Here is a 14,190-nt window from a genome sequence, read left to right as displayed (position 1 = left end):
CGCCCGGCCCTGTTGCCCCTCCTCTACCGGGCTCGGCGGGCCAGCCGCTCCGGGTCCAGGATCAGCACGCTCTTGCCCTCCAGCCGGAGCCAACCGCGGTGGGCGAAGTCGGCCAGCGCCTTGTTCACCGTCTCGCGCGAGGCGCCGACGAACTGGGCGATCTCCTCCTGCGTCAGGTCGTGGGTGACCCGCAGCAGCCCGGCCTCCTGGCTGCCGAAGCGCTGCGCGAGCTGCAACAGCGCCTTGGCCACGCGACCCGGCACGTCGGTGAAGATCAGGTCGGCCAGCATGGAGTTCGTCCGGCGCAGCCTCCGGGCCAGGGCCCGCAGCAGCTGCTCGGCGATCTCCGGCCGGTTGGTGATCCACTGCCGCAGCGCCGGCCGGTCCATGCTGACCGCGCGGACCTCCGTCACCGTGGTGGCGGTGGACGTGCGGGGGCCCGGGTCGAAGATCGACAGCTCGCCGAACATGTCGGACGGGCCGAAGATCCCCAACAGGTTCTCCCGGCCGTCGGGCGACTTCCGGCCGATCTTCACCTTCCCGGACTGGATGATGTAGAGCCGGTCGCCCGGCTCGCCTTCCGCGAAGATCACGTGGCCACGCGGGAATTCAACGGACTCCAGCGTCTGCGCCAGTGCCTCCGCTGCAGCCGGTTCAACCCCCTGGAAGATGCCCGCGCGGGCCAGGGTCTCGTCCACCTCGTCCCTCCTGTCGAGACACGGCGGCATGGTCGAGCGCGTTCCGCCTTCTGGCGGAGCAGCGCCTTGCCGCCGATCACTGAGAGCAGTCTAAGCGCTGTGGTGGGGATCGCCTTCCGGCGCGCCGCCCAGAGCGCTCGAGACAGCGCGACGAGGCCCGCCGGGGGTGACCCCGAGGGCCTCGCCGTTGTTGGTCCGGTCCGGCGTTAGCGGCGCACGCGTCGCTGACGCAGGTTCCTGGCGCGGCCGCCGAGCCGGCGCAGCCGGAACAGCTCCAGCGCGCGGCCGATGCCGTGCCCGTAGAGCGCCCTGACCTCGTCGGGGCGCGCCGACTCCAGGAACTCCTCGACCTCGTCCTCCTGCACCGCGACGTGCCGGAGACGGGCTTCGACGCGCTCCATGAAGAGCGCGAAGAACATGATCACGATCGGAACGGCGATGACGAACCAGGCAGTCATGATGGCTCCGATCCTTGCGCATCCGGTTGAGCGCGCATGAGGGGGGTCACTCCGGCGTGTCGTCGTGCGTTCTTACAGGGGACGTCCGTGGCGGGATGCTGGTTGCTCGCGGTTGCTGTTCCCCGCGATCGTGAGCCGGCAAACGCCCCCACCGAGCGATGCGCCACCACGCGAGGTGACGCGGTCCACGCAGTAGTGTTCGGGCATGGCCAAGAGCGCGGTGAAGCAGCCGGAGACGAGGTTGGGGCTGGTCCGCCGGGCACGCCGGATGACACGGGTCCTGGCCGTCGGCTACCCCGACGCGCACTGCGAACTGGACTTCACCACCTCGTTGGAGCTGCTCGTCGCCGTGGTGCTCTCCGCGCAGACCACGGACGTCCGGGTGAACCAGGTCACGCCCATGCTGTTCCGCCGCTACCGCACGGCCCAGGACTTCGCCTCGGCCGACCGGACCGAGCTGGAGGAGCTCATCCGCCCCACCGGCTTCTACCGCAACAAGGCGACCTCCCTGGTGGGACTGGGCGCCGCGCTGGTGGAGCGGTTCGGCGGCGAGGTGCCCGGCAGGCTGGATGACCTGGTCACGCTGCCCGGTGTGGGCCGCAAGACCGCGAACGTGGTGCTCGGCGACGCGTTCGGCGTGCCCGGCATCACCGTCGACACGCACTTCGGCAGGCTGACCCGCCGCTGGGGCTGGACCACCGAGGAGGACCCGGTCAAGGTCGAGCGCGAGGTCGGCGAGCTGGTCGAGCGCAAGGAGTGGACCCTGCTCTCGCACCGCACGATCTTCCACGGCCGGCGCGTGTGCCACGCCCGCACGCCCGCCTGCGGCGCGTGCCTGCTGGCGCCGCAGTGCCCGTCCTTCGGCGTCGGCCAGGTCGACCCGGTCAAGGCGGAGAAGCTGGTCAAGGGCGAGGAGGCGCCGCACCTGATCGCGCTGGCCGAGCGAGTCCGGGCGGGGGAGAAGTTGGCGTGAGCGCCCGAGCGCGGTGGGCGGTCGTCGTCCTGGTGCTGGTGGTGGCGGGCGTGGTCGCGCTGTGGCCGAGGGGGTCGGACCCGGTGGGCGCCGGCCCGCCGTCCCGGTCGGCGCCCGACCTGGGCCCGCTGCGCGAGCGGGCCGGGCTGCCGCCGTGCGCCGGCGGGCCGGGCGGGACCCCGGGCGGTCCCGCCGGGCTGCGGGGGCTCACCGCGACCTGCCTCGGCGACGGCGCGCCGGTCGACCTGGCCGCGGCCCTGCCCGGTCGGGCGCTGGTGAACTTCTGGGCCACGTGGTGCGTTCCCTGTCAAGAGGAGCTGAAGGTGCTCGACGCGTACTCGCGCGAGCCGGGCGCGGCGCAGGTCCTGGCGGTGCTCGTGGCGAGCAAGGAGGGTGACGGTCTGGAACTGCTGGCCAAGCTGGGCGTGCGCCTGCCGGCGGTCCACGACCCGGCCGACGCGGCGCGGCGCGCCCTCCGCGTGCCGCCCAGGCTCCCGGTGAGCTACGTCGTGGGCGAGGACGGCTCGCTGACCGAGGTGGCGGAACCGCTCGTGTTCGAGTCGGTGGAGCAGGTGCGCGAGGTGGTCGGGTGACCGCCCTGGTCGAACCGGGCGACGTCCCGGAGTGGATGGCCGGCCTGGTCAAGGCCACCGCCGAGATCGACGCCCGCGCGTTCACCCGCATCGCGCCGCCACCGCCGGGCACGGGCCGCCCGGCCGCCGTGCTCATGCTGTTCGGCGAGGGGCGCGACGGTCCCGACGTGCTGCTGCTGCGCCGCGCCGACACCCTCGGCTCGCACCCCGGCCAGGTCGCCTTCCCCGGCGGCGCGGCCGACCCGACCGACGACGGCCCGGTGGACACCGCGCTGCGCGAGGCGTTCGAGGAGACCGGCGTGCTGCGCGAGGGCGTGCGGCCCGTCGCGACGCTCCCCGAGCTGCACGTGCCGGTGTCCAACTTCGTGGTCACGCCGGTGCTGGCGCACTGGACCGAGCCGTCGCCGGTGGCGCCGGTCGACCCGGCGGAGACGGCCGCGGTGGCGCGGGTGCCGATCTCGCACCTCGCCGACCCGGCCAACCGGTTCCGGGTGCGCCACTCGTCCGGCTACGTCGGGCCCGCGTTCTCCGCACCCGGCATGCTGGTGTGGGGTTTCACCGCCGGGCTGCTGAACGGCCTGCTGGCGCTGGGCGGGTGGGAACGGCCGTGGAACGCCGCGGACGTGCGCGACCTCGACCTCGCCCTGCGCGCGACGGAGGTGCCGTGAACTGGGTCGACCTGCTCGTGCTGGCGCTCGCCGCCTTCGCCGCGCTCTCCGGCGCCCGGCAGGGCGTGGTCGTCGCGCTGCCCGCGTTCGCCGGCGTGCTCATCGGCCTGGTCCTGGGCACCCAGCTCGCCCCGCTGGTGGTGGCCGAGTTCGAGAACGTGGTGACCAAGGTCGTCTTCGCGGTCGGCGTCGTGGTGCTGCTGGTGGCCCTGGGCGAGACGCTGGGCGTCTACGTGGGCCGGACGTTCAAGTCCCGGGTCGACTCCAGCCCGCTGCGCGGCGTGGACAGCGCGCTGGGCGCGATCGTGCAGGCCTCGGTGGTGTTCGTGGTGGCGTGGATGATCGCCCTGCCGCTGACCATGGTCGCGGGGATGCCGGGCCTGTCCAAGGGCCTGAACCAGTCGGTGATGCTGTCCACGGTGGACGAGGCCATGCCGCAGGCGGCCCGGGAGCTGGCCGACGACCTGCGGAACCTGTTCGACGTGTCGGGTTTCCCGGCGGCGGTCAACCCGTTCGACCGCACCCCGCTGCGCGACGTCGAGCCGCCCGACCCGGCGCTGATCAGCGACCCGGTGGTGCAGCGGCTGCGGCCCAGCGTGGTGAAGGTGCGCGGCCGCGCGCCGGCGTGCTCGCGGGCGCTGGAGGGCACCGGTTTCGTCATCGCGCGGGAGCGGGTGATGACGAACGCGCACGTCGTCGCGGGCACCACCGACGTGTCGATCGAGGTCGGGCTGGGTCGCTTCGACGCGACGGTCGTGCACTACGACGCGCAGACCGACGTGGCGATCCTGGCCGTGCCGGACTTCGACGCCGCGCCGCTGGAGTTCCGCACGGACGAGATCGAGCCGGGCGAGGACGGGATCGTGCTCGGCTACCCGCTGGACGGCCCGTACACGGCGTCGGAGGCGCGGGTGCGGGAGCGGATCCCGGTGCTGCGCGGACCGGACATCTACGACGCGCAGACCGTGACGCGGGACGTGTACACGGTGCGGGCGAAGGTGCGCAGCGGCAACTCCGGCGGGCCCCTGGTCGACCCTCGGGGACGGGTGATGGGCGTGGTGTTCGGCGCCGCGGTGGACGACCAGGAGACCGGGTTCGTGCTGACCGCGCAGGAGGTCGCGGACGAGGTCGAGGACGCGCCCGCGCTGGTGCGGCGGGCGTCGACGCAGACCTGCGCCTCGTGACCTAGAACCCGCCCAGGAACTCGCTGATCAGCTTCGTCGCGGTGTTCGGCGACTCCTGGTGCGGGAAGTGCCCCACCTCGGGCAGCACGTGCAGGGCCGAGTTCGGTCCCGCCCACTGGCCCGACGCGGTCGCCGTCGACTCCAGCACCACCGGGTCGAGCGCGCCGTGCACCTGGAGCACCGGCACCTCCAGGCGGCGGTCGATGGCCTCGGCGAAGCGGCGGCCGTCGCTGCGCAGCTGCGAGCGCACGGCCCAGCGGTAGTACTCCAGGGCGCAGTGCGCGACACCCGGCACCAGGGCCGCCTCGCGGTTGCGCCGGACCACCTCGTCGAACTCCGACGACACCGTCCACTTCGGACCCGACCAGGCGGTGAACAGGCCGCCGACCGCGGCGGCGCGGTCCTTGGTCAGCCGGCGCTCGGGCAGGAGCGGCAGCTGGAAGCGGAACACGTGCGAGCTGGCCCGGCCCTGGCGGCGGGGGTGGCGGCGGATCGCGCGGCGCAGGGCCAGCGGGTGCGGCGCGGCCAGCGCGGTCACCGAGGACACCAGGCGGGGGTGCATCGCGCCGACCGTCCAGGCGAGCATGCCGCCCCACGCGTGCCCGACCAGGTGCGCCCGCGTCGCGCCGAGGGCCTTGACCAGCCCGGCGACGTCGCCGGCGAGGGTGAACCCGTCGTAGCCGCGCGGCGGCTTGTCCGAGTCGCCGTAGCCGCGCAGGTCCACGGCCACGGCCCGGTACCCCGCCTCGGCCAGCGCGGGCAGCTGGTGCCGCCACGTCCACCAGAACTCGGGGAACCCGTGCAGCAGCAGCACCAGCGGTCCGTCGCCCATCTCCGCCACGTGCAGGCGGATGCCGTTCGCGGACACGTCCCGGTGCGCCCACGGGCCGGGCACCCGCGAGGTCGACGGGTCTGGCGGCGGCCGCACGGCCGTCAGCGGCTCTCGCCGCGGTGCCGGATGGCGGCGACCGCGTCCCTGGCCGAGTCGATGGTCCGCTGCGGCGCGCGCAGCTTCCGCACCTTGCGGACCCCGAGGAACGCGAACCCGCCCGCGACCACCAGCATCAGCCCGAACACGATCAGGAACGCCGCCCACCGGGGCAGCCACACGTCCAGCAGCTCCGCGCCGAAGAAGAAGAAGAAGAACGAGCTGAACAGCAGCACCGTCAGCGCGACGATGAAGTAGACGCTGCCCTTCACGCCCTTCTTGATCTCACCCGCGACCTCGGACTTGGCGAGTTCGACCTCGGCCCTGACCAGGGTGGACAGGTGCGCGGTCGCGTCGCGCACGAGACCGCCGATGGAGGTCTCGCCGGCGATCGTCGCCGGGCTCTCCGCGGTCAGCGGGATCGACGGGACAGGTGGCAGCCCGCTGCCGTTGGTGTTCTCCCGAGCGCTGGTCACCGCGCCATCGTGCCATGCACGGGCGGTCGAGGCCGCTCGACCGGCAGATCACCCCGCCGCGTCGGCGCGCCGGTGCGCGCGGCAGCGGCGGGCCGACAGGACCGGGGGGGAGCAGCGAGACCGCCGGGATCGCCCACGCGCGAACCACCTCGACGCGCGAAAGGGGCGCCTCCCGTCCGGGAGGCGCCCCTTTCGCGACGTGCTCAGTCCTCCGACGCGCCCGACTTCAGGCCGCTGGAGATGAGGTCCATGACGGACGAGTCGGCGAGCGTGGTGACGTCGCCGACCTGGCGGTTCTCCGCCACGTCGCGCAGCAGGCGGCGCATGATCTTGCCCGAGCGGGTCTTCGGCAGCTCCGGCACGACCATGATCTGCCGCGGCTTGGCGATCGGGCCGATCTCCTTGGCCACGTGGTCGCGCAGCGCCTTGATCGCCTCCGCGCCGTCGGAGCCCTCGGCCACGCCGCCGCGCAGGATCACGAACGCCACGATGCCCTGGCCGGTGGTCGCGTCGGACGCGCCGACGACCGCCGCCTCGGCCACCGTCGGGTGCGAGACCAGCGCGGACTCGACCTCGGTGGTGGAGATGCGGTGCCCGGACACGTTCATCACGTCGTCCACCCGGCCGAGCAGCCAGATGTCGCCGTCCGCGTCGTACTTCGCGCCGTCGCCCGCGAAGTAGAAGCCCTGCTCGCTGAACCGGGACCAGTAGGTGTCGCGGTAGCGCTCCTCGTCGCCCCAGATGCCGCGCAGCATCGACGGCCACGGCTCGTCGAGCACCAGGTAGCCGCCACCGCCCTTGCCGACCTCGTTGCCCTGGTCGTCGACGACCTTCGCCGAGACGCCGGGCAGCGGGCGCTGCGCCGAGCCGGGCTTGGCGGACGTCGCGCCGGGCAGCGGGGAGATCATGATCGCGCCGGTCTCGGTCTGCCACCAGGTGTCGACGATCGGCGTCCGGCCGCCGCCGACGTTCTCCCGGTACCAGATCCACGCCTCGGGGTTGATCGGCTCGCCGACGCTGCCGAGCACGCGCAGGCTGGACAGGTCGTGCTTGGCCGGGATGTCCGCGCCCCACTTCATGAAGGTGCGGATCAGCGTGGGCGCGGTGTAGTAGATCGTGACGCCGTACTTCTGGACGATCTCCCAGTGCCGGCCCTCGTGCGGGGTGTTCGGGGTGCCCTCGTAGACGACCTGCGTGACGCGGTTGGACAGCGGGCCGTAGACGATGTAGCTGTGCCCGGTGACCCAGCCGATGTCGGCGGTGCACCAGTAGACGTCGGTGTCCGGCTTGAGGTCGAACACGTTGTGGTGCGTGTACGAGGTCTGGGTCAGGAAGCCGCCGGAGGTGTGCAGGATGCCCTTCGGCTTGCCCGTGGTGCCCGACGTGTAGAGGATGAACAGCGGGTGCTCGGAGTCGAACGCCTCGGGGGTGTGCTGGTCCGACTGGCGGTCCACCACGTCGTGCCACCACACGTCGCGGCCCTCGGTCCACTCGACGTCGCTGTCCGTGCGCTTGACCACGAGCACGTGCTCGACGCTCCCGGCCTTGGACACGGCCTCGTCGACGGCGGGCTTGAGCGGCGCCGGGGTGCCGCGCCGGTACTGGCCGTCGGTGGTGATCACCAGCTTGGCCCGGGAGTCCTCGATGCGGGTGCGCAGCGCCTCGGCGGAGAAGCCGCCGAACACCACGCTGTGCAGCGCGCCGAGGCGGGCGCAGGCGAGCATGGAGAAGATGGCCTCGGGGACCATCGGCATGTAGATGGCGACCCGGTCCTCGGCGCCGACGCCCAGCTCGGTGAGCGCGTTGGCGGCCTTGGAGACCTCGCGCTGGAGGTCGGCGTAGGTGATGGCGCGGCTGTCGCCGGGCTCGCCCTCCCAGTGGATGGCGACCTGGTCGCCGTGGCCGGACTCGACGTGCCGGTCGACGCAGTTGTAGGCGACGTTGAGCTTGCCGCCGACGAACCACTTGGCGAACGGGGCGTTCGACCAGTCGAGGACCTGATTCCACTTCGTGTCCCAGGAGAGCCGCTCGGCCTGCTCCGCCCAGAACGCCTCGCGGTCGGCGTTCGCCGTGTCGTACAGCTCGGCGGTGGCGTTGGCCTGCGCGGCGAACTCCTCGCTGGGCGGGAACGTCCTGTTCTCCGTCAACAGGTTGTCCAGGGCGGCGTGCGGCTCTGTCATGGCGGGGCGTACCTCCTGAATCCGTGGGGTGCGCACCGACCGTAGTGCGATCCAGCTCACTGCGCACCCAAAAGGTTCAGACCAATTTCGGCGGGTTCCAAAACGCGTGGGTAACTGTGTAACCCGCTTCGAGGCCCCTGACCACAGTGTTCCCGCCGAATGACACGTAAGTTGCGACCAACGGCACGTGGCGTGAGCCTGGTCACGCGGCGAGGCGCTCCTTGAGCAGCGGCCACTCGTCGGCGGTCATCGAGTAGACCACGGTGTCGCGCAACGTCCCATCCGGGCGGACCCGGTGCACGCGCAGGACGCCCTCGCGGGTCGCGCCCAGGCGCTCGATGGCGCGCTGGGAGCGCTCGTTGCGCAGGTCGGTGTGCCAGCCGACGCGGTGCGCGCCGAGGTCCTCGAACGCGCGCCGGAGCAGCAGGAGCTTGGCGTTGGTGTTCAGCGCGGTGCGCTGCCAGCGCGTGCCGATCCAGGTGTGGCCGATGTAGAGGCCCCGGTGCCGCGGGTCGATCTCGTAGTAGGAGGTGGTGCCCGCGACCTCGCCCGTGCGCGGGTCGACCTGGGCCCAGGGGAGGCGGTCGGGGTCGGCCAGGGCGCGCTCGACGTAGGCGCGGGTGTCGTCCAGGTCCTTCGGCTGCGGCGTGCTCAGCCACGTCCAGGTGTCCGGGTCCTTGCCGGCCTCGTGCAGGCCCTCCGCGTGGTGGGGCCCGAGGGGTTCCAGGCGGACGTGGGGGCCGGTGAGCACGGGACGGTCGTACCAGGTCATACCTGGACGCTAATACCGGAAGTGGCTACCTGTAATGGCCAATCCCAGGGACGTTCGGCATTCCACTTACCGGCGGGTAGTGTTCGGTGGCGTGACCGACCCGCTCGCCCCGCTGCTGGACCTGCCCGGTGTGCCCGAGGCCGTCGACTCGGCGCGCGAAGCCGTGTTCCAGGTGCACCGGCACCGCGTGAACCTGCGCGGCTGGGCGACCACCGCGGCCGAGGCGTCGGTCCGGGCCGCCCGCGCGTCGGCGGCCATCGACGGCGGCCCCGTGGAGATCCCGGCCGACGGCGCCGTGACCGACCCGGTGCTGGCCGGCTCGCTGCGCGTGGCCGAGGCCCTGGGCGTGCTCCTGCCGACGTGGCAGCGGGCGCCCCTCCAGGCCCTGGCCCGGCTGCACGTGCTGGCCGCGGCCGACCTGGACCCCGACCCGGGCCGGCCCCGCCTCGTGCCGGGCGTCTCCGAGCGCCTGGACCTGCTGGCCCGCCTGGTCACCGGCGGCACGTCGGTCCCCGGCCCGCTCGTCGTGGCCGTCGTCCACGGCGAACTGATGTCGCTGTCGCCCTTCGCCACGACCAACGGCGTGGTCGCCCGCGCCGCCGCCCGCCTGACCGCCATCGCGACGGGCCTCGACCCCAAGTCCCTGGGCGTCCCCGAGGTCATGTGCCTGCGCCGCCGCGACGACTACGCCGCCGCCCTGCACGCCTTCTCCACCGGCGACCCCGAGGGCGTCCGCCAGTGGCTCCTCTTCCACTGCCGAACCCTGGAAGCCGGCGCCCGGGAAGCCCGCGGCATCGCCGACGCCGCCACCACCTGACCGCGAGTCGTACGACACGGTCGACCTGAACGTACGACTCGCGCGGTCAGAGGAGTTCTTTCAGGGTCGCGGCGGCTCGTTCGGCCTCGTCGAAGGTGTTGTAGAGCGGGGCGAAGCCGAAGCGGAGCACGTCGGGCGGCCGGTGGTCGCCGATGACCTGGCGCTCGACCAGCCGGTCCACCAAGCGCTGGGCGTCGGGGTGGCGGAGGGACACCTGGTGGCCCCGCCACTCGTCGGCCGGGGTGATCACCTCGATGCCGGGCAGGTCCTCGACCAGGGCGCGGAAGTGGGCGGTCAGGGCCAGGCCCTTGGCCCGCACGTCGCGCAGGTCCACCTGGTCCCACACGTCCAGGGCCGCGTCCAGGGCGAGCATCGAGATGATGTCCGGGGTGCCGACCCGCGCCCGGGACACGCCGGGGTCGGGCCGGTACTCCGGGTCCATCGCGAACGGCACCTCGTGCCCGGTCCACCCGGTCAGCGGCTGCTCGAACGCGGCCTGCCCGTGCTTCGGCACGTAGATGAACGCCGGCGACCCCGGCCCGCCGTTGAGGAACTTGTACGTGCAGCCGACCGCGAGGTCCACGCCCAGCGCGTCCAGCTCGATCGGCAGCACGCCCGCGCTGTGGCACAGGTCCCACACGACCTTCGCGCCCACCGCGTGCGCCTGCTCGGTCAACGCCGCCATGTCCAGCAGCCGCCCGGTGCGGTAGTCGACGTGGTTGAGCAGCACGACCGCCGTGGTGTCGCGCAGGTCCAGCTCCTCCGGCGGCGCGGGCCGCAGCGCCAACCCGGTCAGCTCGGCCACCGACCGCGCCACGTACCCGTCGGTCGGGAACGTCCCGGCGTCCACCACGATCTCCGACCGGTCGGTGTTGCGCACCGCCGCCATGAGCGCCTTGAACAGGTTCACGCTGGTCGAGTCGGCGACCACGACCTGACCGGGCCCGGCGCCGACCAGCCGCCCGATCCGGTTGCCGACCCGCTCCGGCGCCTCCCACCAGCCCTCGGACCAGGACCGGATGAGCCGCCTGCCCCACTGCTCCCGCACCACCCGGTCCACCCGCGCGGCCACGTTCCTCGGCGGCGCGCCCAACGAGTTGCCGTCGAGGTAGACGACGTCGTCGTCCAGGTCGAACAGGTCGCGGACGTGCGCCAACGGGTCGATCACACGTAGCTCCTCGCGGTCCACAGCTCCGGGAACACCGAGCGCCGCGTGCGCTTCTCCAGCCACGCGACCCCCGCCGAACCACCGGTGCCGGCCTTGGCGCCCATGGAGCGCCGCGTGGCCAGCAGGTGGTCGTAGCGCCAGCGGGCGAACTCCTCGGCGACGTCGGTCAGCGCCTCGCCCAGTTCTAGCAGGTCGCCGGAACCGCCGCGGTAGACGCCGGCCCACACCTCCTCCACGGCGGCGTTCGGCTCGTACGCCTGGCTGAGGTCCCGCTTCAGCACCTCGTCGGGGATGGCCAGGCCCTGCCGCTGGAGCGCGGCGAGCACGTCGTCGTACAGGCTCGGCTCGTGCAGCAGCGCCTCCAGCGCGTCGTGCTGCGCGGGCACGGCCCGGTGCGGCACCAGCATCGACCGGGACTTCTCGCCGAGCAGGAACTCGACCTCGCGGTAGCGGCCGGACTGGAAGCCGGAGCCCTCGCCCAGGGCGTCGCGGAACGAGTTGAACTCCGCCGGGGTCATCCGCGCGATCGGCCGCCACGCCGCGTTCAGCGCCTGCATGTGCAGCTCGCTGCGGCGCAGGGTGCGCACGGCGGCGCGCACGTCGTCGACCCGCAGCTCCTTCTGCGCCTGCCGCCACTCGAAGCACAGCAGGCCGAAGTACAGCTCCATGACCTGGGTGATCACCAGGAACGACATCTCACGCGGGTCGTCGGACCACTGCCGCTGGAGGTCGTGCAGCACGGAGGCGTGCACGTAGTCCTCGTAGGGGGTCGTGCCGCCGAAGTCGAGCTTGGGTGAGACGGGACAAGTCATGACCTCAATGATGGGCGCGCGATCGGGTGAGTTGAAGGGGCGACGCACGTTGTCCGGCACCCATCTTCTCGCGTCCGTGAAGCCGTGGGGTCGGTAGCTTTTCATTCGTGAGCATCGAGCTGGATCGCGTGGACTGGGCCCTGCTGGAGGCCCTCCAGGAGGACGCGCGCCTGTCGTACAACGAGCTGTCCCGACGGGTGCACGTCTCGCCGCCCACGGTCGCGCAGCGCGTGCGGCGGTTGGAGAACGCGGGCGTCATCACCGGCTACCGGGCGGCGGTCGACCCGACCGCGGTCGGCCGCTCGGTGGTCGCCCTGGTGCGGATGAAGTGCTACGGCCCGAGGTGCATCACGGTGCACCCGGAGCTGCTGGACGACTGCCCCGAGGTGGTCGAGGTGGTGCGGCTGACCGGGGACATCTGCTCGGTGGTCAAGGTGGTGACCACCTCGGTCAGCGAGCTGGAGCGGTTGCTCGTGCGGCTGGGCGGCTACGGCGAGACGTCCAGCGCGATGGTGCTGTCGACGCCTATCCCGTGGCGCCCGGTGACAGCAGGGTGAGCGCCTGCCGGACGTGCCCCTGGGTGCTCTCCAGCGCCTCGGCGGCCCTGGCCGCGGGCACGCCGGACAGCAGGTGCACCAGGGCCACCTTCAGGTCGCCGCCCGCGTCGGCCAGCGCGGCGGTGCACTCGTGCTCCGGCAGCCCGGTCGCCTCGCGCAGGATGCGCACGGTGCGGCCGCGCAGCTTGGCGTTGGTGGCCCGCATGGACACCATCAGGTTCGAGTAGGTGCGCCCCAGGCGGACCATCACCGCGGTGGAGAACGAGGTCAGCACCAGCTTCTGCGAGCTGCCCGCCTTCATCCGGGTGGAGCCCGCGATCGCCTCGGGACCGGTGTCGACCGCGATCAGCACGTCCACGTCGACCGGCGCGGGCGCGGTCGGGTTGTTCGACACCAGCACCGTCCGGGCGCCCAGCAGCCGGGCCTCGGCCAGCGCCGCCAGCACGAACGGGGTGCGGCCGGACGCGGTCACGCCCAGCACGACGTCGCCGGGCGAGGCGTGCCGCCGGATCTCGGCCGCGCCGCTGGCGGCCTGGTCCTCCACGTCCTCGACGGCGTGCACCAGGGCCTCGCGGCCGCCCGCGTGGTGGGCGAGGAACCAGTCCGGCGGCGCGTTGAACGTCGGCACCAGCTCGGCCGCGTCGAGGGTGGCGAGCCTGCCGGACGTGCCCGCGCCCACGTAGTGCACCCGCCCGCCCGCGCGCAGCGCGCCCACGGCCAGGTCGGCGGCCCGCGCCAGCTCGGGCAGCACGGCCGCCACGGCGTCCGGGACCAGGTGGTCCTCGGTGTTGATCAGCCGCAGCACCTCCAGGGTGGAGAGCCGGTCGAGGTCGCCGGTCCTGGGGTTGCGGGCCTCGGTCGGCGAGTCCACGCGGACCGCGACGTCCTCCCGGGGCGGCGTCATTTACCCGGCTCCCGACGCCGCCTGCCGTCCGGCCGGGCGCCCAGCCGGTGCCCCGAGACCGCGTCGTAGGTGGCCTCCAGGGCGGTCTTGGCGCTGTCCACGTGCAGCTGCGCGACGCCGATGAAGAGGCAGTCGATCACGGTGAGCTGCGCGATCCGGCTGGCCATGGCGCCGGAGCGGAACGTGGTCTCGCGCGCGGCCGTGGTCAGCACGTGGTCGGAGGCCTCGCTGATCGGCGAGCGCGGGAAGTTGGTCAGCGCCACGGTGGTCGCGCCGTGGTCGCGGGCGACCCGCAGCGCCTCCACCGTCTCCGAGGTGGAGCCGGTGTGCGAGATGCCGACCGCGACGTCGTCGCCGGTCAGCACGGCGGCGGAGGTGAGCGCGATGTGCGTGTCGTTCCAGGCGAAACATGTTCGCCCGATCCGGTGAAGTTTTTGCTGGAGGTCGAAAGCGACGAACGCGCTGGCCCCGAAGCCGTACACGTCGACCCGCCGGGCGCCGGCGACCGCGTGGACGACCGCCTGGAGCGTCTCGACGTTCAGCTGCTCGGCGGTCTCCTCGACGGCCCGCGCGTCGGCGAACGCCACCTTGCCCACGACCTGCCGCAGGTCGTCGCCCGGCCCTATGTCGCCACCGAGGTCCCGGTCGGTGCGCGCGGCCGTGCGGGCGGCCGTGCGGGCGGTGTCGGCGGCCAGCGCGATGCGCAGCTCCGGGTAGCCGCCGACGCCGATGGCCTTGCAGAAGCGGGTCACCGTGGTCTCGCTGGTGCCCGCGGCCTCGGCGACCTCGGTGATGCTGCGGTGGGCGACGGTCGCCGGGTTCTCCAGCACCACCTTGGCGACCCGCTGCTCCGCGCGGGCCAGGCCCGGCAGCAGGGAGCGGATGGTCACCAAGGGGCTGGACTCGGCGGTGCTCTCGGTGGACACGTGGGAAACTTACTAACCGTTCAAGGAGTGGTCAACGGAGAGTGGGCCTATAACACCCCAAACCGTGACCTTGGGT

The 14,190-nt window shown here is 72.9% G+C and carries 16 protein-coding genes; 6 read left to right on the top strand and 10 right to left on the bottom strand.

Annotated features, from left to right (window positions below; all coding sequences use genetic code 11):
* Positions 1–23 precede the first annotated feature (23 nt).
* Both ABD223_RS02665 and ABD223_RS02660 read right to left on the bottom strand, forming a co-directional pair.
* Entirely contained in the window at positions 24–698 is a 675-nt protein-coding gene (locus tag ABD223_RS02665; RefSeq protein WP_015097742.1) for a Crp/Fnr family transcriptional regulator, read from the bottom strand.
* 206 nt (positions 699–904) lie between these two features.
* Positions 905–1,156 carry a hypothetical protein gene (locus tag ABD223_RS02660; RefSeq protein ID WP_344034194.1) on the bottom strand — a complete coding sequence of 84 codons (252 nt, stop codon included), beginning with the start codon at positions 1,154–1,156 and terminating at the stop codon, positions 905–907.
* A gap of 205 nt (positions 1,157–1,361) precedes the next feature.
* Between ABD223_RS02660 and nth the strand changes: the two genes are divergently transcribed.
* The 4 genes from nth to ABD223_RS02640 are packed head-to-tail and all read left to right on the top strand — an operon-like array spanning position 1,362 to position 4,574.
* Positions 1,362–2,129 carry an endonuclease III gene (nth, locus tag ABD223_RS02655; RefSeq protein ID WP_344034193.1) on the top strand — a complete coding sequence of 256 codons (768 nt, stop codon included), beginning with the start codon at positions 1,362–1,364 and terminating at the stop codon, positions 2,127–2,129.
* Positions 2,126–2,722 carry a TlpA family protein disulfide reductase gene (locus ABD223_RS02650; RefSeq protein WP_344034191.1) on the top strand — a complete coding sequence of 199 codons (597 nt, stop codon included), beginning with the start codon at positions 2,126–2,128 and terminating at the stop codon, positions 2,720–2,722. The genes nth and ABD223_RS02650 overlap by 4 nt, the downstream gene beginning before the upstream one ends.
* 35 nt (positions 2,723–2,757) lie before the next feature.
* Positions 2,758–3,390, top strand: a complete 633-nt coding sequence (locus tag ABD223_RS02645) for an NUDIX hydrolase (RefSeq protein WP_344034721.1) — start codon at positions 2,758–2,760, stop codon at positions 3,388–3,390.
* The gene (locus ABD223_RS02640; protein WP_344034190.1) at positions 3,387–4,574 is read left to right on the top strand and encodes a MarP family serine protease; all 1,188 of its coding nucleotides are present in this window, start codon (positions 3,387–3,389) and stop codon (positions 4,572–4,574) included. The genes ABD223_RS02645 and ABD223_RS02640 overlap by 4 nt, the downstream gene beginning before the upstream one ends.
* A gap of 1 nt (position 4,575) precedes the next feature.
* Here ABD223_RS02640 and ABD223_RS02635 read toward each other — a convergent pair whose 3' ends face one another.
* The 4 genes from ABD223_RS02635 to ABD223_RS02620 all read right to left on the bottom strand — a co-directional run bounded on the left by ABD223_RS02635 (position 4,576) and on the right by ABD223_RS02620 (position 8,930).
* Complete coding sequence (locus ABD223_RS02635; protein ID WP_344034189.1) at positions 4,576–5,502, bottom strand: alpha/beta fold hydrolase; 927 nt, start codon at positions 5,500–5,502, stop codon at positions 4,576–4,578.
* A gap of 5 nt (positions 5,503–5,507) precedes the next feature.
* Positions 5,508–5,978 carry a phage holin family protein gene (locus tag ABD223_RS02630; protein ID WP_344034188.1) on the bottom strand — a complete coding sequence of 157 codons (471 nt, stop codon included), beginning with the start codon at positions 5,976–5,978 and terminating at the stop codon, positions 5,508–5,510.
* A gap of 203 nt (positions 5,979–6,181) precedes the next feature.
* Positions 6,182–8,158, bottom strand: coding sequence for an acetate--CoA ligase (acs, locus tag ABD223_RS02625; protein WP_344034187.1), 1,977 nt, complete (start codon positions 8,156–8,158; stop codon positions 6,182–6,184).
* 202 nt (positions 8,159–8,360) lie between these two features.
* Positions 8,361–8,930 (bottom strand): GNAT family N-acetyltransferase, encoded by a 570-nt coding sequence (locus tag ABD223_RS02620; RefSeq protein ID WP_344034186.1) that lies wholly within the window; start codon positions 8,928–8,930, stop codon positions 8,361–8,363.
* Between the two features lie 91 nt (positions 8,931–9,021).
* Between ABD223_RS02620 and ABD223_RS02615 the strand changes: the two genes are divergently transcribed.
* A complete protein-coding gene (locus ABD223_RS02615; RefSeq protein WP_344034185.1) occupies positions 9,022–9,747 on the top strand; it encodes a Fic family protein in 726 nt (241 codons plus the stop codon).
* Positions 9,748–9,793: 46 nt separating this feature from the next.
* On the opposite strand, the gene kynU is transcribed toward ABD223_RS02615, so the two are convergent.
* Both kynU and ABD223_RS02605 read right to left on the bottom strand, forming a co-directional pair.
* On the bottom strand, positions 9,794–10,915 hold the full coding sequence (kynU, locus tag ABD223_RS02610; RefSeq protein WP_344034183.1) for a kynureninase: 1,122 nt from the start codon (positions 10,913–10,915) through the stop codon (positions 9,794–9,796).
* Positions 10,912–11,727, bottom strand: a complete 816-nt coding sequence (locus ABD223_RS02605; RefSeq protein ID WP_344034182.1) for a tryptophan 2,3-dioxygenase — start codon at positions 11,725–11,727, stop codon at positions 10,912–10,914. The genes kynU and ABD223_RS02605 overlap by 4 nt, the downstream gene beginning before the upstream one ends.
* A 107-nt stretch (positions 11,728–11,834) precedes the next feature.
* On the opposite strand from ABD223_RS02605, the gene ABD223_RS02600 reads away from it, so the two are divergent.
* Positions 11,835–12,284 carry an Lrp/AsnC family transcriptional regulator gene (locus ABD223_RS02600; protein ID WP_344034181.1) on the top strand — a complete coding sequence of 150 codons (450 nt, stop codon included), beginning with the start codon at positions 11,835–11,837 and terminating at the stop codon, positions 12,282–12,284.
* Here the strand turns inward: ABD223_RS02600 and murQ are convergent.
* Positions 12,253–13,188: an N-acetylmuramic acid 6-phosphate etherase gene (murQ, locus tag ABD223_RS02595; RefSeq protein ID WP_344034180.1), complete on the bottom strand. Its 936-nt coding sequence runs from the start codon at positions 13,186–13,188 to the stop codon at positions 12,253–12,255. The two genes, ABD223_RS02600 and murQ, sit on opposite strands and share 32 nt — an antisense overlap.
* Positions 13,185–14,114, bottom strand: coding sequence for a MurR/RpiR family transcriptional regulator (locus ABD223_RS02590; RefSeq protein ID WP_344034179.1), 930 nt, complete (start codon positions 14,112–14,114; stop codon positions 13,185–13,187). The genes murQ and ABD223_RS02590 overlap by 4 nt, the downstream gene beginning before the upstream one ends.
* Between the last annotated feature and the right edge of the window lie 76 nt (positions 14,115–14,190).

This window comes from Saccharothrix xinjiangensis (assembly GCF_039527585.1).
Taxonomy (GTDB): domain Bacteria; phylum Actinomycetota; class Actinomycetes; order Mycobacteriales; family Pseudonocardiaceae; genus Actinosynnema; species Actinosynnema xinjiangensis.
Note: the sequence above shows the minus strand (reverse complement) of the source record. Positions and strands in the feature narration are given on the sequence as shown.